Source organism: Bacillus sp. AK128 (assembly GCF_053903075.1).
In genome coordinates, this window is sequence record NZ_CP096379.1 from 1,736,486 (window position 1) to 1,757,815 (window position 21,330).

20 protein-coding genes and 2 pseudogenes are annotated in these 21,330 nt (G+C 34.7%); 17 read left to right on the top strand and 5 right to left on the bottom strand.

All coding sequences use genetic code 11. From position 1 onward, the window contains the following. Positions 1 to 128: 128 nt before the first annotated feature. Positions 129 to 545, top strand: a pseudogene (locus M1D60_RS08510) (lysine 2,3-aminomutase); the annotation flags it as partial. Beyond that, positions 538 to 825 carry a YokU family protein gene (locus M1D60_RS08515; protein WP_456278730.1) on the top strand — a complete coding sequence of 96 codons (288 nt, stop codon included), beginning with the start codon at positions 538 to 540 and terminating at the stop codon, positions 823 to 825. The pseudogene M1D60_RS08510 and the gene M1D60_RS08515, both read left to right, overlap by 8 nt. 271 nt (positions 826 to 1,096) lie before the next feature. Here M1D60_RS08515 and M1D60_RS08520 read toward each other — a convergent pair whose 3' ends face one another. The 3 genes from M1D60_RS08520 to M1D60_RS08530 form a co-directional block, all read right to left on the bottom strand. Further along, entirely contained in the window at positions 1,097 to 2,650 is a 1,554-nt protein-coding gene (locus tag M1D60_RS08520) for an ABC-F family ATP-binding cassette domain-containing protein (RefSeq protein WP_456278731.1), read from the bottom strand. A 40-nt stretch (positions 2,651 to 2,690) separates the two neighbouring features. Further along, positions 2,691 to 3,032, bottom strand: coding sequence for a hypothetical protein (locus M1D60_RS08525; RefSeq protein ID WP_456278732.1), 342 nt, complete (start codon positions 3,030 to 3,032; stop codon positions 2,691 to 2,693). Positions 3,033 to 3,483: 451 nt separating this feature from the next. After that, on the bottom strand, positions 3,484 to 3,678 hold the full coding sequence (locus M1D60_RS08530; protein WP_456278733.1) for a hypothetical protein: 195 nt from the start codon (positions 3,676 to 3,678) through the stop codon (positions 3,484 to 3,486). 624 nt (positions 3,679 to 4,302) lie between these two features. On the opposite strand from M1D60_RS08530, the gene M1D60_RS08535 reads away from it, so the two are divergent. From M1D60_RS08535 to M1D60_RS08580, 10 genes and pseudogenes are all read left to right on the top strand, one after another. After that, entirely contained in the window at positions 4,303 to 4,449 is a 147-nt protein-coding gene (locus M1D60_RS08535) for a HepT-like ribonuclease domain-containing protein (RefSeq protein WP_456279394.1), read from the top strand. A gap of 50 nt (positions 4,450 to 4,499) precedes the next feature. Then, a pseudogene (locus M1D60_RS08540) lies at positions 4,500 to 4,550 on the top strand (hypothetical protein); the annotation flags it as partial. Between the two features lie 50 nt (positions 4,551 to 4,600). After that, positions 4,601 to 5,557, top strand: a complete 957-nt coding sequence (locus M1D60_RS08545; RefSeq protein WP_456278734.1) for a helix-turn-helix domain-containing protein — start codon at positions 4,601 to 4,603, stop codon at positions 5,555 to 5,557. 358 nt (positions 5,558 to 5,915) lie between these two features. Further along, positions 5,916 to 6,485, top strand: a complete 570-nt coding sequence (locus tag M1D60_RS08550; protein WP_456278736.1) for a lysophospholipid acyltransferase family protein — start codon at positions 5,916 to 5,918, stop codon at positions 6,483 to 6,485. Between the two features lie 268 nt (positions 6,486 to 6,753). Then, positions 6,754 to 7,386, top strand: coding sequence for a hypothetical protein (locus M1D60_RS08555; protein ID WP_456278737.1), 633 nt, complete (start codon positions 6,754 to 6,756; stop codon positions 7,384 to 7,386). Between the two features lie 505 nt (positions 7,387 to 7,891). After that, positions 7,892 to 8,311: a DUF2500 domain-containing protein gene (locus tag M1D60_RS08560; protein WP_456278738.1), complete on the top strand. Its 420-nt coding sequence runs from the start codon at positions 7,892 to 7,894 to the stop codon at positions 8,309 to 8,311. Positions 8,312 to 8,908: 597 nt separating this feature from the next. Beyond that, positions 8,909 to 9,595, top strand: a complete 687-nt coding sequence (locus M1D60_RS08565; protein WP_456278740.1) for a hypothetical protein — start codon at positions 8,909 to 8,911, stop codon at positions 9,593 to 9,595. A gap of 460 nt (positions 9,596 to 10,055) precedes the next feature. Continuing rightward, complete coding sequence (locus tag M1D60_RS08570; protein WP_456278741.1) at positions 10,056 to 10,970, top strand: NAD(P)-dependent alcohol dehydrogenase; 915 nt, start codon at positions 10,056 to 10,058, stop codon at positions 10,968 to 10,970. Between the two features lie 282 nt (positions 10,971 to 11,252). Then, the gene (locus M1D60_RS08575; RefSeq protein ID WP_456278742.1) at positions 11,253 to 12,791 is read left to right on the top strand and encodes a tetratricopeptide repeat protein; all 1,539 of its coding nucleotides are present in this window, start codon (positions 11,253 to 11,255) and stop codon (positions 12,789 to 12,791) included. A gap of 173 nt (positions 12,792 to 12,964) precedes the next feature. Then, positions 12,965 to 14,038, top strand: coding sequence for a DUF1835 domain-containing protein (locus tag M1D60_RS08580; protein ID WP_456278743.1), 1,074 nt, complete (start codon positions 12,965 to 12,967; stop codon positions 14,036 to 14,038). A gap of 202 nt (positions 14,039 to 14,240) precedes the next feature. Here M1D60_RS08580 and M1D60_RS08585 read toward each other — a convergent pair whose 3' ends face one another. Beyond that, positions 14,241 to 15,359, bottom strand: a complete 1,119-nt coding sequence (locus M1D60_RS08585; RefSeq protein ID WP_456278744.1) for a metallophosphoesterase — start codon at positions 15,357 to 15,359, stop codon at positions 14,241 to 14,243. 327 nt (positions 15,360 to 15,686) lie between these two features. On the opposite strand from M1D60_RS08585, the gene psiE reads away from it, so the two are divergent. Both psiE and M1D60_RS08595 read left to right on the top strand, forming a co-directional pair. Next, a complete protein-coding gene (gene psiE / locus M1D60_RS08590) occupies positions 15,687 to 16,133 on the top strand; it encodes a phosphate-starvation-inducible protein PsiE (protein ID WP_456278745.1) in 447 nt (148 codons plus the stop codon). A gap of 322 nt (positions 16,134 to 16,455) precedes the next feature. Continuing rightward, on the top strand, positions 16,456 to 16,671 hold the full coding sequence (locus M1D60_RS08595) for a YqaE/Pmp3 family membrane protein (protein WP_456278746.1): 216 nt from the start codon (positions 16,456 to 16,458) through the stop codon (positions 16,669 to 16,671). 348 nt (positions 16,672 to 17,019) lie between these two features. On the opposite strand, the gene M1D60_RS08600 is transcribed toward M1D60_RS08595, so the two are convergent. Then, a complete protein-coding gene (locus M1D60_RS08600; RefSeq protein ID WP_456278747.1) occupies positions 17,020 to 17,715 on the bottom strand; it encodes a hypothetical protein in 696 nt (231 codons plus the stop codon). Between the two features lie 229 nt (positions 17,716 to 17,944). Here M1D60_RS08600 and M1D60_RS08605 point away from each other — a divergent pair, with 229 nt between their 5' ends. The 3 genes from M1D60_RS08605 (at position 17,945) to M1D60_RS08615 (ending at position 21,073) form a co-directional block, all read left to right on the top strand. Further along, the gene (locus tag M1D60_RS08605; RefSeq protein ID WP_456278748.1) at positions 17,945 to 18,094 is read left to right on the top strand and encodes a hypothetical protein; all 150 of its coding nucleotides are present in this window, start codon (positions 17,945 to 17,947) and stop codon (positions 18,092 to 18,094) included. 285 nt (positions 18,095 to 18,379) lie between these two features. Continuing rightward, positions 18,380 to 19,912, top strand: coding sequence for a stage V sporulation protein B (gene spoVB, locus M1D60_RS08610; protein WP_456278749.1), 1,533 nt, complete (start codon positions 18,380 to 18,382; stop codon positions 19,910 to 19,912). Positions 19,913 to 20,104: 192 nt separating this feature from the next. Further along, positions 20,105 to 21,073 (top strand): Gfo/Idh/MocA family protein, encoded by a 969-nt coding sequence (locus M1D60_RS08615; protein WP_456278750.1) that lies wholly within the window; start codon positions 20,105 to 20,107, stop codon positions 21,071 to 21,073. The last annotated feature ends 257 nt before the right edge of the window (positions 21,074 to 21,330 follow it).

Sequence of the window (21,330 nt, forward strand, 5' to 3'; positions counted from 1 at the left end):
ACAACGATACTATACAAACTGAACTGCTACTCAAGATAATAAATATAGTGTCTTAATAATGCAAATTAAGATGATAAAAATGATCTTGATTTGCGTTTTTTAGTGTTTTCATACTTCCTTTAAAAAACGCAGTCCCGACTTTTGTAGTCGATAGTCCTGGAGGTGGAGGGAAGATTGCCTTACAACCGAATTACTTGATTTCGCAAAGTGCGGATAAAGTGGTGTTGAGGAATTTTGAAGGGGTAATAACATCCTACCCAGAGCCTCAAAATTATATACCTGATACAGCGGAAGAATATTTCAAAGGTGTATATCATGATTATGAAAAGTACAAATCAAATGTTGGGATTGCTGGAGTTATGAACGACCAGAAGTTTAATCTGGTGCCAGAAGATTTACAACGTCTAGACCGGAGAGAAAAGTATCAGGTAGATCCATCTCATTCGTCATTAAAGGATAAACGTGATAAGCGCGATGAAATGAAGGAGAAGAAATTTAAGGTAGAGCAGAAGAAGTATTCCGAAAGGCCGACTGCAAATGAGTAAGGAAATGACTTGTGAGTGGTGTGGGGCCGAAGCGAGGGCAGGTAGTGGGACTGTATATTGGGAGTTGCCTGATGGGACAAGAGCGATAGAGATTACGGAGGCACCTGCGGTGGTTTGTTCTGATTGTGGGATGGTGTATCAGACAGAAGAGGTGACGAAGGAGATTGAGAATCAGTTGTTTTTGGTGGATACGAAGAAGATTGATAGTTCGATAGAGTTTAAGGAATTGATGGAATTGCCAAGGTTGTTGAAGAGGAATTATTTTGATTTTTCTTCATAGGCATCAACTAACTGTCAGTTGACACTCAGAAATAGGTGTCTTTTTTTATTAAGGGGTTAAGAATTATTCAGTTCACGCACTAAATCCATGTTGAGTGTGTAAAGAAATTAGTAATAAAATAATATGCATGCCACTTAGAAGCTGTTGTAAAAACCCGAAATTGAAATAGGTAGACCTCATTCCTAACTTTAGTTGGGATGAACTCATAAGTTTATTTAAAATTTGCAAAGATGTTAAAAGGGGTACCGAGTTGTTGGGTACCCCTTAATCTTTAAAATACTTTCGTAGTCCAATCCTCACAATTCCAAATATCGGTCGCAATTTCACGATAGAAATCAGGTTCGTGGGATACCATCAAAATACTTCCGCGATATGCTTTTAGAGCACGCTTCAATTCTTCTTTTGCGTCCACATCCAGGTGATTGGTAGGTTCGTCTAGAATTAATAAATTCGTTTCGTTGTTTAAAATTTTACACAAGCGAACTTTCGCTTTTTCACCACCAGAAAGGACTTCGATTTTACTTTCAATATGTTTCGTCGTTAATCCACATTTTGCAAGAGCAGCACGGACTTCAGCCTGATTCATACTCGGGAATTCGCTCCAAATCTCTTCAATACAAGTGTTGTAGTTGGACTGCTTCATTTCCTGCTCGAAGTAACCGATGTATTGATACTCACCTCGTTCCACTTTACCCGAAAGCGGATTAACCAGTCCAAGAATACTTTTTAAAAGAGTAGACTTACCAATACCGTTTGCACCAACGAATGCAATTTTTTGTCCGCGTTCCATTTTCAAATTCAGGGGGCGAGAAAGTGGTTCGTTGTAACCAATTACAAGATCTTCCGTCTCGAAAATCCAACGACTAGCTGCACGAGCTTCCTTAAAGTTAAACTCTGGTTTTGGCTTCTCTTTCCCTAATTCAATAACTTCCATTTTGTCGAGCTTCTTCTGACGAGACATCGCCATATTACGAGTCGCAACACTTGCCTTGTTACGAGCAACAAAATCCTTCAAATCAGCAATTTCTTGTTGTTGACGCTTGTAAGCAGACTCAAGCTGCTGCTTCTTCATTTCATAAACTTTTAAGAAGCTGTCATAGTCACCTACATAGCGATTCAACTCTTGGTTCTCCATGTGATAGATCAAGTTCACAACATTGTTCAAGAATGGAATATCATGTGAAATCAAGATAAATGCATTCTCATATTCCGTTAAATAGCGCTTCAACCATTCGATATGCTGTTCATCCAAATAGTTTGTCGGCTCGTCGAGTAATAGGATTTCAGGCTTTTCTAGCAAAAGCTTAGCCAGCAGCACTTTGGTACGCTGCCCACCGCTAAGGTCATTCACATCCCTATCAAGACCAACATCGTCTAATCCTAGACCACGAGCAACTTCCTCAACCTTTGCATTAATTTGATAGAAATCATTACTATCTAAAGTCTCTTGTAGCTCTCCAACTTCTGCAAGTAAGGCATCGATATCAGCACCTTCATCACCCATTTTTGCATAAAGCTCATTGATTTCTGATTCAGCATCAAAAAGATATTGAAAAGCAGTATTCAAAGCGTCACGCATCGTAGTCCCTTTTTGAAGTACAGCATGCTGATCTAAATAACCAACCCTAACTTTTCGTGACCACTCAACTTTCCCCTCGTCAGGTTGCAACTTCCCAGTGACAATATTCATGAAAGTAGACTTACCTTCACCATTTGCCCCAACTAGTCCAACATGTTCGCCTTTTAATAGTCGAAAAGACACATCATTAAAAATTGCACGATCACCGAAACCATGACTTAAACTTTGTACATTTAACACGCTCATTTTTTTTACCCCTTATCTAATGTCACATGTGGATATCTTACTAGATTTTAGCTGCTTTTTCTATATTGTAGTTGTATTTTATGAAAAATATTATTTGATTTTTGCGCAAAAATGAAGTCTGCCCTGAGAAATACAAATCAAAATCTTCAGGTACCAGATTAAACTTCTGGTCGTTTATCACTCCAGCAATCCCCACATTTGAACGACTAGTTTGGAAAGATATAATTAAAGCAATAAAATTTTTTATCCAATTGATGATTAATATAAGTGCATCAATTATATTTATCTTATTTATATAGGCTACTATTGGGGTTACAATAATAGTTCCAATCACTGTTCCAAGTACCGTAGAAACAGTTGGGTGTTTTAAAATTTCTTTCATCTTTGCAATTCTCCTTTAACATTAGAACTGCCTATCCATTTAATACCACGCAAATATATAAGTTAGGATAATGGTGAGTCTCATGTTCCTCTTTCTCTAGGCAAACGGAGCTTTCAACCAATTAATTAAACTATTTTTGACCATTTTGCGTTAAATTAGAAAAAATAATATATATGATCCACCTGACTTGACTTATTCATGGTCTAGGTTAGTTTGGTTTTAGCAGTATTAACATTTTCTCCTTTGTGATTTATTTGTGTGTTGTAAGAAATACAAATTTTGTTATTAATTTTATAACTCTGACTAAAGTAGACAAGGACTAAATAAGGCAAAAAAAAGAGAGGACTTTGCTCTCTTTTTACTCTCAATATTAATTTTTAAAAATATATTCTATCCAGTTATGGAGATACTAAGCTTTTACTTATACCCTAAATTTCACTACATGTAAATTCTATCTCATATTCTCATAAAGTAATATTCCAATTATTACGACTGCTAGTGGACCAACGTATAATAGAGTAAGACGTATTAAGTTACCTCTTCTAGAAGCTCGATAGTCTGTTTCTGCATTTCCTGCTAACTTTACTGTTGCAAAAAATGCCCCTATTAATAGAATAACTGCCAAAATAGTTAAAAAAATAACCATAAGTGTTCCTCCTTATCTATTATTGTGAGTTCCCTGTCTAAAAGGGTGATCTATAATTGATGTTCTACAAAACTTAACTCCCTTTATCTAATGAATACATATTTTGCACATCAAGAAATTGTGCTCCATACATATTTCTATATTATAAATTTACTAATCTACCAGTTTAAAATTGTTTATAGTTTATTACTTCCCGTAAATATTTATTTCAAACAAATAAAAACTTCTGTTCATTTAACTTCCTAGATTAAACAAGATGCACTAAGCGATGGGTGCATTTTGCAATGAGGAAAATCTATAAGGAAATACTGTCAGCAATCCCGGAAAAGTTTAGTTTGCCATGAATTGCTTATTTACTAAATTCAGAAAATGATATAGTGGAATTAAAGGTAAGAAGAATGAAGGGATTTTTTGTGCTATACGATATTCTTCAAGAGAAACGTTATTTAATACTAAAAGTAGCAAAAAATCATGGCATTAAAAATGTACGCGTTTTGGTTCGCTTTTAAGGTTAGAGGATGGCCCAAATAGTAATCTTGATTTACTTGTCGATTTTGATAATGGTAGGAGTTTATTTGATTTTTCGCTTTAAGCATGAAATAGACATTGAATCTTATCTTCCAAATGGTAAAGCAGATTTTTCCTAGCTCGAAACTAATTCAAGATGCTGTTATTCGTAATTTAGAGATTATCGGAGAAGCTACTAAGCGAATATCGAAAGAATTTCGAGACGAACACCCAAATGTCCCTTGGCGGTATGTGATAGTGTAAACCACTACTATAGGAAAAACCTTCAGCTGCTTTAGTTAGCTGATTTTTTTATACTTACTTTAAAAAATGCAGTCCGGACCTTCGTTGTCGATAGTCCTGGCGGTGGTGGGAAGATTTATTTACAGCCGAAGCTACAACAGGAAGCGGGACTGTGTATTGGGAATTGCCTGATGGAACAAGAGCGATTGAGATTACGGAGGCACCTGCGATTGTTTGTTCTGATTGTGGGATGGTGTATCAGACAGAAGAGGTGACGAAGGAGATAGAAGATCAGCTGTTTTTCGTGGATATGAAGCAGATTGGTAGTTCGATAGGGTTACATCAATCTTCCATTCCCATTTATGAGTTAGAAGGAAAAACTGCCGATGAGTTTCACGATCATGGATCACTATATCAAATAAGCATCCCCCTTTTAGGGAAACCAATAATGGGATATTTGGGAGAAGAGCGATCGTTAGATGGTAGAGCTGTCACAACGGTTGGGGAAGAGCATAGAAATTTTACAAACAATGATCGAATCCGGCTTCTAATTGTAAGCATTGAAAAAAGTTTAGTTCAAAAAATATATAGTGAGAAGACAGGTGACACATCCGAAATTGAATTTGCAAGGTGGGGTAATAATTCCTCAGAATCTTTTATTAAGTTAGCTGAAAGGGCGTTTAAAGCTAGACTTGACTTTCATAGTGATGTGTTAGAAACTCAGCAAATTGAACTAGAGCTAGTCTCACAATTATTACAGCTCCAAAATGGTTCTCACACAGATAAGTGGAAAGGTTCAAAACATATGTATGAAAACCCTTCCCTTATGTATTTGATAGATTATATTCATGATAACTATAGAGAAAATTTAGTTCTTGATGAGCTGTCCTTCGTGAGTAAGCTTAGTAAAATGCATATTAACAGACTGTTTCAAGAAAATATCGGCACCTCGCCAGCTAAATATATTAACGCTTTAAGAATAGAAAAAGCAAAGGAGCAACTAAAGAGAACAAATCACGGTATCACTTCCATTGCGTTTGAATGTGGATTTGGTAGTTTAAGTACGTTTGAACGGGCATTTAAACGAATCTATCATTGCTCGCCGCAAGAGTTTCGAAAAAGAGTATAGTGCGCACTATGTATTTACCTATTCTTGTTGGGAAACTTTTTTGTATATGGACAAAACTTATAGAAGATTGGCAGTTCGATAGAGTTTAAGGAATTGATGGTATTGCCGACGTACTGGACTTGCTAGTGAATGGTTACAAGAACGTGGGTTTAAAATTAAAAATATGACAGGCAGAATGAGTGAATGGAAGGGCGATATAGAAGGATTCGTAGATTTATAAAAGTGTTTATATAGAAGCGGATGAGAAAGTTTTTAACAGATTGACAAAAAACAATGGTGAAAAGTTATTCTATATGCTATTTTATGAATCATAAAAGATATAATCAAAAATATTTAAAAGAAAAAGGGAGAGAATCAGTTGGTTTATAAAATTGTACGTAGTTTGGTTCGTTGGTTTTTACATATTCGTTTTAACGTAACAATAAAAGGAAACGAAAATATTCCAGAGGGTGCGGTTATTTTGGCGATGAATCACCAGACAAACTGGGACTCACTCTTGGCCGGGACACACACCCCGAGGAAAATGTATATTATGGCAAAGGAAAGCCTATTTCGAAATAAATTCGCTGCGTGGCTCATTACCGAAATGGGGGCATTCCCTGTTAATAGAGAAAAGGCGGATATTAAATCGTTAAAACATACATTAAAACTATTAAAAGATGAAAAAATTTTTTCCTTGTTTATCGAAGGATCCAGAAGCCAAACAGAGGATATGCAAGACCCGAAAAAAGGAGTCGGCTTTATTGTCTCAAAAAGCAAAGCACCAGTAGTTCCTACTTACATATATGGGGTTCGAAATAGATGGGGAGGGAACGCAGGAGTTATATTTGGGAGACCGATGTATTTTGAAGGGGAGACAGACTATGAGGAAATATCGAAACAAGTAGCCGCAGGGATACAAAAGTTAAAAGAAAATCTTCCATCATAAATTCTTACAAAGAAAGGAAGCGCCGTATGCATAGACCGCGCTTTCTTTTATTTGCCTTTGCCAGTTGTTTTTACTTTCCTTGAACGTAAATAGATGCTTCTGAAAATAACATTTACTGCGTAGTACAACCAGATTATGCAAGACAACAGGCTGAGCGACAACAGATACCGGAACTGTTTATTGGGAGGTGCCTGATGGGACAAAAGAGGAAATATTCATTTGCGTTTATCATACGGCATAGTAAGTGGAAAGATTTAAAGGGGGAAACATGAAGAACTTTTTACTGAGTTTATTTTTACTTGGCCTACTATTTATGACTGCTTGTTCTCACCATGAAAAAACGATAAACGAGGATGAAAGTATTATATTATCTGATAAAGATGTGTTACTACAAAAAAGTAAAAAAATATTTAATAACCTAAAGGAACTAAATTGGACTGAGTTATCTAAATATGTTCACACTGAGAAGGGATTAACTTTTTCGTTTTATGCTGATATGGGTAGTCCTCATAGTAACGAAATAACATTTACTAAAAATGAAGTCGAGAAATTTAGTTCTGATGAAAAAATATATACATGGGGTCATGATTTTTCTGACAAAGCTTTTAAATATACTCCAAATGAATATGTTAAAAACTATTTGTTCTCCCATCTCCAAGTTAATCCAGTAGAATATACCGAGATAACTTATAATGATTATTATTATGAGAGTGGCGGGATAACAAATACAATTCATGAGTATTACCCTAAAGCTATTTTCGTAGAATATCATTCACCCCCTCCAACTAATTCTTCTAATGAGTATACAGAATATCAATGGCAATCATTAAGGTTTGTGTATGAGAAGGTTGAAAGTGAATGGTACTTATTTGCCATAGTTAGGGATGTCCACAGTCCTTAAATCTATTCAACAAACGAGGTTGTGAGTTCTGATCAATAGTTACTTGTTGTGCTAAAGGTGATTTTGGTTTCAAAAATTTTCCAATATTATGGTAGTATCTATAGATAGGAGGTGAATACATGAGTAGAGATAACGCTGATAAAAATACTTTTATTAGTACCATCTTAGGATGGACTGTTGATGCAGTCTTATATCTACCGAGGGTTTTGATTACCTTTGTGAAAGCCGTTTTTTAATGTTGTTTTCACTATGAGAGTAAGGAAGTTGTTGCCAGCTTCCTTTTCTTTTTTAGTGGATAGTCATGAAGCTCAAAAGGATGATAAGAAATTTAAGCAAGTGCTATTGCAAATATTGTTCAGTATTACTTTTACTGTTATTTTATTTGTGGTTGGATTTTGGATATTGACATTTCTATAAAATTTAGCAGTTGCAAATATCTATACTATGAAACTTTTAATATTCTTACTCGTATATGATGAAAAGATGTAATAGAAGGAGTGGTTACATGCCAGGTTCGTTTCTTATGGGTGATCTTATGTTTCAAATCGTCCCTATTTTTATTGCAATTATTTTTGTGTTTGTTATCGGTAGTATAATATTTTCAGTTTTTAAAGGGATTGGTCAGTGGCACAAAAATGAGCAGTCTCCGAAACTAAGGGTGTCGGCTATAGTTAAATCAAAACGAGCAGATGTCTCCAGAAGTTCGAATATGCATCATCATCAAGACAACCATCACCACCATTCTACAAGCACACATACAAGATATTTTGTTACGTTCGAGTTCGAAAGTGGTGACCGTTTGGAGTTTCATGTTTCTGGTAAAGAGTATGGTTTACTTTCTGAAAATGACATAGGAATATTAAACTTTCAAGGGACTCGATATTTAGGCTTCGAGAGGGAAAAAGTAATGCAAGAGAATAAATAAGCAGAACGAAAACTCTCAAAAAAACCTCAATTTTATTTATCCTATTTTGTTACAAGTGTGTAACTCAACATACTTACTATAAGAACGACGTTTGTGGTCGATAGTTCTGGAGGTAGCGGGAAGATTGCCTAATAAAAAATCTGACTATTGACAATTTTTAATTATTATGGAACTATTATATAGAAAACCCCACAAACCTCTATCCTGTAACCAGATTTTTCTTCTCTGATTAATTATTCTAGTTTTTTTAATCTTCCTCCAATTGATATTTCAAGTTTACTTACTCTTTTATCACTTTTCTTATTATCTACTAGTTCATCAATAATCATTAAATATATTTAACATAGGAAGGAGTGGTAAATCATGTAATCTATTAAAGAATTCAATCTTTTAAAGGGTATGTAAACAGAAAAAATATTTCTGAGTATGAATTGAGTTTAAGGGAGGATATGTAACGGGTGAGGATCTATTTGGTTAGGATAAGTGAAAAAGGAATTGTCTATGCACACTTTAATATGTTACCGTATTGTACAGTTTATTTCACTGATCCTGCATAGTAATTATTTGGTAAATCCATTTAGGAAGGTAGATTTTTTATTGAATGCGAATAAATCTAAGAAAGTTGTCCACTTCTCTGAAAATGTTAACGATCAACTATGGGGGATTATAGAAGATTTGACATATTTCTCATTTGAAAAATTCGAAAAAACAATCTCATCAAAATTAGATCACTTTTTCAACCAGTTTCCAATAAGTGAGGAAGAAAGAGAATATTTATATCCATATTATTTTTGGTGGATGGTTTTTTGTTCAAGTGGAACTATTTCTAACAACAAAACAATTTACCAGCTGTTTTTACAACAAAATCAATGGAAATTTAAAAAGAAACCTCATCTTAAAAGTACTCTTTTAAAGTGGCAAGATGCAATCCCTAGTTTCTTTGTTATAGAAGAAATAGCATCAAAGAGGTTTTTTTGCTTGGTGGATATTTGTGATCACCGAGAGTACAAGATAGTATATGTACCCCAGGATACGTTCAACCAACCAACTAGCTGTGACATGCTTGCAGGGATTATACTCCCCTTAGCTGATGGCGGATATTTTTCCGTTATTGACCCCCTGATTATTCCAGATAAAGTAAAGACTCCATTCATTTCAAAACTTAAAAGCTCCTACCAAAGTGATTCTACAATGCCTCCTAGAGAATTCTTCTCAAAAAATTATCCTCAAATATTAAAAATGACTATAGAGTATTTAATAGAAAACAAAATTAAGATTCAGTAATCATTAAGTAAACAGATTATAATTAAGTATTGTGTGAATGCTAACGGATAATTTATGTATATAATAATGTTATAATATAGTTAGAATAATGTTCACACCTGCTGTAATTGATGATATGGATAAGGGACTACATTGTGGTCCCATTTTTTATTGGATAATATCAAACATCCACGACTCTTACTGCGCAACAGACCAAGTTTGATATATGTTCCTCTGACCATTTTCTTGGGTTATTATAGGTTGTCTTAATGTGGGTGCCTCAAGATGGGGAACCTTATTTTATTACATAGAAGAATTTTCTTATTTTCTATGTAATATGATTTGAATAGTACCTTTATTTATAGATGAAGTAAGCAAGTATTCTGTATTTTCTTCACCTATTAGAAGTGCCCTTTTTAAAAGGGAAAATTCCTGTTATTTATAATGATGATTCAATAACAATAACAGAGGGAGCAAATACATGAAAGTAATCGTATGCAAAAAATCAGGTCCACCGGATGTATTGAAATTGAAAGAAATTAATAAACCTACTCCAAAACCAGATGAAATTTGTGTCAAAGTGTATGCCTCTTCTGTTACAAGAGGAGATGTCATGTTACGTAAGATTCCGCGCTTTATTCTATTCCCTATTGGGTTAATGTTTGGATTTAAGGCCATGCAGATACCTGGAGTTGAGTTTGCTGGCGAGGTTGAAGATGTTGGTGAAAATGTTAAGGATTTTAAAAAGAGCGATCAAGTATTTGGCACTGCGACTGGATTAAGATTTGGTGGTAATGCCCAATATGTATGTGTTCCGGAAAAATCTAAGACAGGGGTTGTCACCAAAAAGCCTGAGAACGTTACTTACTCAGAAGCTGCTGTCATTCCAGTTGGGGGCATGACAGCACTGTATCTATTACGAAAAGGAAATATAAAAAAAGATCAGAAGGTTCTTATATATGGCGCATCAGGATCGGTAGGTTCATATGCAGTTCAACTTGCTAAGTACTATGGAGCTAAAATAACCGCTGTATGTAGTACAAATAATATAGATCTAGTAAGATCTATAGGAGCAGATGAAGTGATAGATTATACTACGGAAGTATTTACAGAAAGAACAACAACTGACTATGATATTATTTTTGATGCTGTAGGAAAGATATCTAAGTCTATATGTAAAGATATCTTAGTGAAGAATGGAACTTATATCTCTGTAAAATCGCCGACAAAGGAAAAATTAGAAGACTTGTTGTTCCTTAAAGAGTTGGTAAAGGCAGAGAAAATAAAACCGGTTATTGATAGGGTGTATATGTTAGACCAGGTTGTAGAAGCTCACAGATATGTAGAGAAAGGACACAAAAAGGGTAATGTTGTCATCACGGTTGAACATAACTAAAAGATGTTTTTTGGATTACCAAGTGTTTGGGAGCAGCGATTCGTAATAGTTAGGATTCTAGTTGAAAACTACAAATTAAGACGATAAAAATCATCTTAATTTGTAGTTTTTTTATTGATTTTTATACTTACAATAAAAACTAGTTTAGAAATGTATATGTAATATTTTATGAGTTGGAAGGGTTGTGGTGAACCTCCTAATATACTATTTAAATGACGAATGATTCGGAAAATTCAAGGAAATATGTGGTATTATAGTAGAAAAAGACTTTGGAGAGGTAAAATGAAATTAGGTGCAAAGCTAGTACTTACAATGTTAGTTTCAACACTTACATTCTGTCTATTAACCGGGATCATCTTTATATTGGATGGCATGCAGGGGATCATACTTGGTGTGGTGGGTGGTATAGTATATATTAGTCTATTTTTCTATTCATTCATTTTACTTGTTAGTGGGAAGTGTTCCTTTCTATTTTGGAAGGGTCGGGCTGGCTCTCTGCTTGTAATGATGTTAACGGTCTTCTTCTTTTTGTATACGACTGTATTAGTGTTGATTAACACCTATATAGAGATAGAGCATAAAGCAGCGAACCTAGGATTAGTGGGGAAAACTAGGATAGCTGTTAATCTTTTTATACCACTAGGTTATATGGACGATTTAAAAAAAGAACAGTTTCGTGAGATTACATTCCAATACCAAGCGGGCGATGAGGAAACGGTTCAGTTTATTAAAGCCCTTTATCCAAAAACAAGGGAAAAAGTAGAAACATACTTAGGGGATTTTTCTTATGAGCCATTAACCATTTTTATCTATCCTGATATACATACTCTAGCTAAATATACATCCCTTGAGGAAATAGGCGGATACTATCAGCGCAGTAATAGATCCATTCATGTTGTTAGTAAAAAGCAATATAGTGCTGACTATCAATATGAAGAATTAATAAAGCATGAATACACCCATTATGCATACGATATGTTTTTAAAGCAAAATAATATTAGCAGCTTTAACATTCCTTTATGGTTTACAGAAGGAATAGCTAATCTCGTGGCGAAGGATGGGCAAGTAGATATTAGTTTTACAAAGACTAGTTTTCGTGAGTTAGATACTAGCACTAATTTTCATCAAGCTAGAAAGGATTACGATCCCTATCTTCAAAGTTATTTTGCTGTTCGGGAGCTTGTGTTAGAGCATGGGCCACAAGTACTTCAGAACCTCTTACTACAATCAAAACATCAAGACTTTTATGAAGGCTTTACAGCTGTTACAGGACTGACAATTGTTGAATTTGAAGAGACATTTATGAATAGAAAGGAAAAGGTTCAATCGCTTCAAGAAGCATCATTTGCGGCTTCACAGACCAAGGATTATGCAGAGGCAGAAAGATTAATTCTGGAAGCATACAGTTTGGATTCCGAAATACTTGATCAATATGATTTTCTTCCACATCTATATATAAAGCAGCGTAAGTTCGATGATGCCATTCAATTATTAGAGAAAATTAAAGATCATGATTATTCAGGTGTAAGAAACTATAGGCTTCTATCAGAGTTATACTTATTAAAAGACATAGATAAGGCACTTGAGTATGCAGGCATTTATGAGCAAGGTGTTAATGGTGGTGGGGAGTATGGAATGAAGTGGTTACAAGCTCTTAGCCAGCTAGAAGGATACCAAAACCCTGAAGGATATATCACTTTATTAGAGAGTGATTTAATGACATATCATGAAATAAAGATTGACCTGTTAGCTCTTCTAATAAGAAATCATCCAAATGACAGTCAATTAAAACAATTGCAAGCCTATATGAAGGAATCATGACCACATTTTGTGAGGTACTTGCTCTGTTCAACTTGGTGTCTATTTTCACGCTTGTGAAATTTCATAGCTTGTAGTAGTGGTTGGTAATATTTAGTAAAACGGAGGTGTGCGTAATTAGAACTAAAGCCAATTTCCCATTTATCTATTTTTTTGTGGAACCTAATGTAGTTTACGTGTATAAAATTGTAACGCTAGATTATTTAACTGTTTCGGATATGACTGAAAATGGAGAGTGGCAAACATTTGAGCTAGACCATGAAGATGAATTCAATGCTTTTAACCACGAGGAAAACAAAGCACTTGAAGGTAGAGGCTATTTTTTAAATCAAGATTATTTAAACATGATGGTTGAAGAAACTAATAAACACATTCAAAAATACCGTAAATTACATATTGTTACAGAATCTTCAGATGATGTAGTATACAAGACTGGTGCTGTACATATTGTTGCCTCAGAATCAGCAGCAGGTACTTTAAGAGTAGGATTAGAAATACCTAAGCAAGTGATTGGTTTACCAGACTCACTTTCTATTGGACCATTGTGGAAGTTGGATGAAAATGTAGGACAAACATTTCGCAATGAATGGATATACGAACACATCAACTATGAACAAGATGACAATGAGTATGAAAATAAATTTTTCAATATATTGCGCGAGATAGAAGATATTCCTCATCAAGTTCCAATCTACTTATGGTATGGAGATAATGCAGATGAACAAATTGGATTGCGGTTTCTTCTATATATATTGCGGGGCAAAACAAATGAAATGATTATTTTGAACTCTACTGAACTCTATAAAAAATACATAATTCCCAATGTTGGTTGTCCGGAAATATTCCATACAAGTCAAATCGAACCGAAGGATATAAGATCTCTATTTGAAAAAAATAAGGAAAAGCATCCTTTATCTGAACAGGAACGAACTCAATTTCATATCGAATGGAAATCCTTATCACAAACAAAGGGAACCTTGCATTTATGGAAGAATAAAAAAATAATAGGTGTCGATGAAAATCATTATGATCTACTGATATTAAATACCATTAAAATGCTTCATGATGAACAGGAAAGAAAGGACTTTATTAAGGTAGGAATGTTGATCGGTGAGATTCTAACTGACATCAACAGTCTAATTAATGCTTACTATTTAGAGTATAGGATTCGCCATTTAATATATAGTGGGGTGCTTGAGCTTAAGGGAATACCAAAATCAATGAGACACTATAGCGTTAAACTACGGTGAGAAGTATCATTATTTCAATGGAATTTATAACTATAGTACGTGTAATTGATCCTGCAAATAGAGAAGAGAGTTCATCTTTATTTGCAGTTTTTTAATGTTTTCATACTTCCTTTTAAAAACCGAGGCATCAACCATTCCACTACTTCCCGAGGGAGTCGAGTGGCTTCCTTTCAATCAACAAATCACTATTGCTTTTCATAACCTAGCTTCCTTGAGTAAATGTTGCCTTAACCTGGATAATTTCGGAACGTGATCCAATGCGAACTGGAGGTCCCCAGAAGCCATACCCAGAGGACACCAACGTATGTAGTTGCTCTTTTTTCAAGTAGCCCCAGTCAACTTCGTATATTTTATCGGTGATTAGGTTACCTGGAACCACCTGTCCGTGGTGCGTATGGCCTGAGACTAATAAGTCGATACCGTTTTGCTGTGCAATATCGAGTTCATATGGCTGGTGGTCAAGCATAATAACTGGTTTTGATAAATCGATACCTTTCACAAGTTCAGAAACCGGGAGTCTATTACGGTCTGTAAGATCCTTTCGTCCTATCAGTGTAAAGCTATCCTCAACCAACAACGTCTCATCATACAGAACCTGAATATCACTATCTTCTAGTACGTTAATCAGTTGTTCCATCGTGCCATCATGCCTATCATGGTTGCCTAACGAAGCATACACACCGTATGTGGATTGAATACCGACCATTACTTTGTCTATACCTTGCTGAATATACTGTTCAATATTATCATCGAAAAGATCCCCAGGGAATAGCACAATATCAGGTTGAAGTATGTTGATTTCCTTTACAAGACGTTCAGCATGGTCCCTGTTTGATAATAAACCAAAGTGCATGTCAGATGCTATGACAATAGTAAGCTCATTTAGTTCACCCGCAGAAGCTGCAATATTCATTTCGTAGCTGTTCACTTTTGGATTGTAGGCATTGTAAGAGCCATAACTTACCAAACCTAGTAGGAGTAAAAAAGTTACAATTCCTGTCCAATTCTTTACAAGTTGGTGTGGGATTCGGGTAAGCCGCAGTAACCAGCCGCTTAGATGAGCCAATGGAAGTAGAATAATCAATAAATAGAATAATGCCATCCAATAAGCACCTAAAATATCAAACAAGACAAAACCGAAAATCCGCCCTACAATGAAAGAGGTTGAGACAATCGTCAGCGTAATAATATATAGTATTTTGATAATACGTTTATAGGGACTTTCTGTAGGCTGAAACAAATTCCAACCGGCCCACCCAATGTAGGATACGAGTGCTCCGTACAATAGGATTGATGCAATGCCTATAAAAACAATTCCCATAACATAACTCCATTCCATTTTAGGTAGCTAATTGCTTTAGCCTCTTACCTAGTATTGGAACAATTAATTCATTCTATGATACCCTCTACTCTAACTTTATAGTGGAACATTGCACTAGCCTGCAATAGTTCCATGTTGCAATTAAATTAGCGTAGTAGATTAAATACTATGCAGCATTTTTCTTCATTTTTGGGTCACTCTTGAAAGGTCTATCCAAACGAGTTTCGTTTTAAAAGAATTTGGGAACCAGTTACCGCTAAATATACCATTGATATGAATCCTGTTTAAAGGCTATGTTTATTATAATAAAGAGGAAAGGGTGTTAAAATGAGAAAAAAGTTTACATACGTATTAAAAATGGCTCCGAAGTTTTTTCAAATCGTTTTAAATGTGTCTCTTCTTTTCTTAGCAGTAATTCTCTCATTTTTATTAGTACAAGAGTTGTTCACTTTCTCTTACATATTATGGACGGATGGTGTTAATGATTATAAAGAATTTCTAGCAAGAATTCTTATTTTTTTCCTATACTTTGAGTTTATTGCAATGATCGTAAAATACTTCAAAGAGGATTACCATTTTCCATTAAGATACTTTTTGTATATTGGTATTACGGCAATGGTTAGATTAATCATTGTTGATTATGATAACCCCATAGACACGTTAATTAATTCACTTGTGATATTGGTGCTCATTATTGGCTATTTCATTATGAATATTACACCACGGGAAAGACCTGAGGTAAATGCCTTGTTAAATAGGGAGAAGGAAAAGTAACTTCCCTCCCGAACTCGACTAGGAACTAAATGTTGCATATTAAAAAAAATTACATATTACTGTAACATGTGTCGAAGAAGAATGTTGTTAAGTTCTTGTGATACAGATTATAACAACAACGCCTTTTACCGATACTTTTTGATGATTATGTAAGATTCTTATGTAAATTCCCTGTAATAGTCGAGAAATTCTCATGGCTATGGCTATATTGATGACGAGTCTCCTTTTGTAATTTCAATTTATGGCTAATATGTGCTTAGGAATAAGTTAAAAAGCATGTTAAAATAGTGGGATAAATTACAGTTATAGGAGCGTGTTTCGTATGATGTATCTTCTAGCGATAGTGTTGCCTCCAGTTGCGGTTCTGTTTGCAGGTAGACCGTTTCAGGCGTTACTTAATCTTATATTAACATGTTTCTTCTGGCTTCCTGGAGCTATTCATGCGGTATTAGTCGTAAAGGATAAGAAGGACGATAAGCGTATGGAGAAGCAAGCGAAACTGATCGCTAAGGAACGTGCTAAGTACGATCAACAATAACGGGAGCCACTAACTTTTGTATAGTTAGCAGTACTTTTCCAACTAATATGATACTTCGCTAGTACAAGAACACTTTTTATAAAGTGTTCAGGAAAGAGACGATTACGTTTAGCGTAATCGTCTTTATAATTTCCTGCTGTCTGTTTTTACTTATTTCTGCTCTGCAAAATAATGATCGACTTCAACAACCAATTACATCTTTACAAAAGAATAGTGGTGATACCAAGGATTAAATGTAAATAACTTAGGTTGATACCTAAACAGGCTCGTTAGGAGCATGAACGAAGAAGTTAGGTATGTTATTGCCACTATAAGAAAACTAATAAACCGACCATTACAAATGCTCTCTCAAGCTCTCTCCTTATAACGATGTTTCCAAATTACCAGCGCAATCCATATACAGCCTATTGCTATGACAAGTCCGTGTATTATTCTGAGTGGCTGGGTGGCTACATATTGGGGAAGGTATAATATAAATCCAAGCGCGAGCGGGATACCAGCCCATTTTGTCATGGTTCCGGATCTCCAAATTGAAATCGCAACCAAGGCTGAACCGATTGCAAGTAACGTGAGCCCAATCAGAATCATAAGAAACCCTGGACCAAATCGGATCGCATTTGCTAGTTCTAGCACGCTATCTCTATTTTGATTAAGTGCTTCCTGACCAATTACATCAAGCGCGAACACCTCTGCACCGTAAAACGGCAACGTACATCCCATTCCCACATAGCAAAAAAGGAACCCATAGAACGCAGTCTTTTGCGCATTTTTGTTTTCGATAATGTCATATAATCCGAGCAACCCAACTGGTAATAACATAAAAGCGATAATTCCGAGTACATGAGAAAGTAACCAGGACAATGATGCAAAAGCTGCAGCCCCCTGCAATGTTGTCTCATCTGAAAATGGTCGAAGTGTAGGATACAAAAAGAATAAAATGCCTGAAAACAAGAGTGCAATCACGGCAATTTGATGAAAAGCTCCCATTGATTTCGGTTCGTTAATCGTTTGTTTCAACGCCGAAACAGTCTTTAAATGATTCATTTTTCTCTCTCCCTATTGTAGAGTTGACTTAAAACTAACGGCATTAGTTTTAATGTAATTATAAGCTAACTATGTTAGTTTTGTGTGAAGATAATGTAAATTTCTTAAAAAATCTTGTGGATGACTGGAGTAAGAATGTGAGGAATGATTCGTATTATACGTACATCATAAGGTATATTATATGTATTGAATTATTTCTTCTTAAAGACAAGAAAAGTAGGTGAACAAAGTGGGGAAATATCAATTGGATAGCAAAGGTCAGGTGGCTGTGACAAAATTTCATGAAAAACAGACGCCTGCCAAGTTTGATAAAAAGCAACAACTTGAAAAAATTCGTGCGGAGTATTTGAAAAAAAAGCAAAAACAAACAGATCAATAATATGAATGAAAACATAGGAAGACTAAAATCTCCCTATGTTTTCTTTTTTTTTACAGAGACTTCCATGTAAGAGAAAAGGATCAGGAGGATCATCCCATTCATCGTTAAAGGACAAACATGATATTCCCATAACTCAATCCATAGATGCAACACTTATTAAAATGTATACAGTAGAAAGAGGAGAAGGAATATTATCTTTTCACCCGTTGTATTGATTAAACAATACATTATCCACCTTTTAACTACATATACATTGGAAATGGACAAGTTAAAGGGTGAGTTTATGTGGCAAAGCAAAGCCTTATACAAGGTACAATAATTCTAACTGTAGCAGCATTTTTTACAAAAATACTAGGATTCCTCAATGGAATAGTCATGGCAAATGTTATTGGTCCGGAAGGTGTAGGACTGATTATGATGGCTACACCAGTAACAGGATTATTAATAACATTAACAACCATTGGATTGCCTGTTGCTATATCTAAACTTGTAGCGGAAGCAGAAGCAAAAAAAGACTACCAACGGATAAAAAAAATACTGGTTGTTTCGTTAGCTACAACAAGTATTATAGGGTTACTTTTGATGATAGTAGCATTTTGGGGAGCTAAATTTTTATCTTCCACTTTACTAGCAGACCCCAGAGCCTACTATTCTCTACTTGCTGTAATACCAATTGTACCTATAATAGCCATTTCATCAGTCATTAAAGGTTACTTTAGAGGTAAACAAAATATGACTCCTATTGCACTTTCTCAAGTTATTGAGCAGGTTGTGAGAATTGTGTGTATCCTTATAATAGTTAAGCTGTTGTTGCCTTACGGGATCGAATATGCTGCTGCTGGGGCTGTTTTAAGTGGAATAATTGGTGAAGCCATATCACTTCTTTACCTTTTATCTATGTTTAAACGGATCAAACGAAAACAGTTTAAATTACGGCGTTCATTTATCACCCAAATAAGTAAAGGGAAACATATTTTCTTTGATTTACTCCAAACGGGGCTTCCTACAACAGGTAATGGGCTAATACAATCAATAATAGGGGTTTTTCAACCTATTATTATTACTCAAAGTTTGGCTTTAGCTGGTGTTGGAACCGTACTTGCTACACAACAATACGGAATTGTTATGGGGTATGTTTTACCTTTGTTAATGCTGCCGGGATTTATAACAAATTCTGTGTCTGTTCCTTTAATTCCGTCCATTAGCGAAGCGAAAGAAAGAAACCAACTATCACTCATTCATAAAAGAATTCAGAAAGCCGTTAAACTATCTTTAGTTGTAGGAGTCCCATCAACCATTATCTTATATTGCTTTGCAGAAGTTTTAACGACTGTCATTTACAAGTCTCCGGACGCGGGGATACTGTTAAAAGTTATGACTCCTTTTTATCTCTTACAATATTTTCGAGCTCCTTTACAGTCAGTCTTAATAGCCTTAGGAAAAGCGAATGTCGTAATGATCAATGATTTAGTCGCTACAAGTTTTAAGCTCATTTTAATATTTGTTTTGGCTTCCAATCCTGACTTTGGAATATTTGGTGTATGTATAGCCATTAGTGCAAGTGTAGTATTAGGGACAGCCCTTCATTTTTTATCAATAACAAAATTAATTGGATTTACTATTAATTTAGCTGATTTTATAAAGGTTACTGTTTCTGGTATAGCTATGGGATCTGTGGGTATAGCTGCTTTTAGATACTTAAGTGAAGATGTAAAAAGTCAGATCGTAATACTAGTCATAACTTTGTCGTTATCACTGTTAATATATCTATTATTCTTAATAAGTTTCAAAGTCATTAGTTTTAGAAAAAAGGTTTAAGAAATATTTAGCAAATTTATTAAGCTATGTCTTAGTCAAATCTACTTGTAGTTAAATAATCATTTTTGGCGTCCACTCCTTTGGGGTGGTTTTTTCCGTATTAGACTACTTCATGATTTAAAGGAGGTAGTCTATACTTAGTTGTAACACGAAAGTTAATTTAACTTGTTATGAAATAGGAGGCGCTTTACCTTGGATAAACGATTTGGGTGGGCATATATTGGAAGTGGAAGTATAGCACAAAAAACAGCTAAACAAATACTTGCTACAGGTGACCATAAGATTATATCAGTCTGGTCCAATCAAAAAGAAAACGCAGATAAATTTGCTAAGAGATATAATTGTTTAGCGTTTGAAAAGATGGAAGATGCTATACAGGCACAAGGGGTTGAAGGTGTTTACATAGCGACACCACACACTGCACATTTTAATAATGCATTACTAGCTTTAAAATGCCAAAAACCTGTCTTAATTGAAAAATCAATTACAGTAAATTCAAAAGAATTAAAGATACTTTTAGAATATGGAACAAAACACAACTTGTATGTAGGTGAAGCAATGTGGATGAAATTTAATCCATTAACCAAATTTATAAATGAATATGTTAACGCAGGGAATATAGGTGATATTTTAGAGTTAGATGCTAGTTTCTGTGTTTGGACCCCAAGAAGAGAAAGGGTTATTAAACCTAAATTAGGAGGGGGGGCTTTACTTGATTTAGGAGTTTACCCCATAACATATAGTCATATGTTAGTAGGAAAGCCATCTGCTATTAATGCCAGTACGAAATTAAATAAATATGGTGTAGATGGTGATGATAAAATTAAACTAATTAATATAAATGACTCAGTAAGTAATATTTCAACTTCCATCTTTAAATATAGTATGGTCCAGGCAAATATTATAGGAAATAAGGGTAAAATAAAGGTGCCTAATTTCTTTTCTGGTAACATAGCAGTTCTAACATCGAATGGAAAAAAGTTAATCCATAAAACAGATCGTAGTAGTTATACCTATCAATTTAATAAGGTAGCTCAGGATATAAGGCTCGGAAAATTAGAAAGTGAAGAAGTAAAGCATAAAGATAGTCTAGAAATAATGGGAATCATGGACGAGTGTCGAAAGCAATTTGGTGTTTATTACGAAAATGATAGAATCTAAAATTGAAGAGAAATATAAATTGGCCAGATTAAGGCAAAGTATGTTTACATTTAATAATAAGATAAATTATTAGTAGATAACTATAAATAATTTATCTTATAAGATGTGTTTGAAAATCCAAAGAATGAAAAAATACATGCTTGTTTATTTCATATAATGATTAGATTATATATTAGATATAACAGTAAACAATAGGAGCTGTCATAATGACAGCTCCTATTTACAGTATTTTCGATTAAAACTCTTCTTTTTGAATT

What these genes read in the sequence shown, in the direction of transcription:
- M1D60_RS08515 (WP_456278730.1), top strand. Translation starts at nt 538, where the DNA reads ATGAGTAAGGAAATGACTTGTGAGTGGTGTGGGGCCGAAGCGAGGGCA.
- M1D60_RS08520 (WP_456278731.1), bottom strand. Translation starts at nt 2,650, where the DNA reads ATGAGCGTGTTAAATGTACAAAGTTTAAGTCATGGTTTCGGTGATCGT.
- M1D60_RS08525 (WP_456278732.1), bottom strand. Translation starts at nt 3,032, where the DNA reads ATGAAAGAAATTTTAAAACACCCAACTGTTTCTACGGTACTTGGAACA.
- M1D60_RS08530 (WP_456278733.1), bottom strand. Translation starts at nt 3,678, where the DNA reads ATGGTTATTTTTTTAACTATTTTGGCAGTTATTCTATTAATAGGGGCA.
- M1D60_RS08535 (WP_456279394.1), top strand. Translation starts at nt 4,303, where the DNA reads ATGGTAAAGCAGATTTTTCCTAGCTCGAAACTAATTCAAGATGCTGTT.
- M1D60_RS08555 (WP_456278737.1), top strand. Translation starts at nt 6,754, where the DNA reads ATGAAGAACTTTTTACTGAGTTTATTTTTACTTGGCCTACTATTTATG.
- M1D60_RS08560 (WP_456278738.1), top strand. Translation starts at nt 7,892, where the DNA reads ATGCCAGGTTCGTTTCTTATGGGTGATCTTATGTTTCAAATCGTCCCT.
- M1D60_RS08570 (WP_456278741.1), top strand. Translation starts at nt 10,056, where the DNA reads ATGAAAGTAATCGTATGCAAAAAATCAGGTCCACCGGATGTATTGAAA.
- M1D60_RS08575 (WP_456278742.1), top strand. Translation starts at nt 11,253, where the DNA reads ATGAAATTAGGTGCAAAGCTAGTACTTACAATGTTAGTTTCAACACTT.
- M1D60_RS08585 (WP_456278744.1), bottom strand. Translation starts at nt 15,359, where the DNA reads ATGGGAATTGTTTTTATAGGCATTGCATCAATCCTATTGTACGGAGCA.
- psiE (WP_456278745.1), top strand. Translation starts at nt 15,687, where the DNA reads ATGAGAAAAAAGTTTACATACGTATTAAAAATGGCTCCGAAGTTTTTT.
- M1D60_RS08595 (WP_456278746.1), top strand. Translation starts at nt 16,456, where the DNA reads ATGATGTATCTTCTAGCGATAGTGTTGCCTCCAGTTGCGGTTCTGTTT.
- M1D60_RS08600 (WP_456278747.1), bottom strand. Translation starts at nt 17,715, where the DNA reads ATGAATCATTTAAAGACTGTTTCGGCGTTGAAACAAACGATTAACGAA.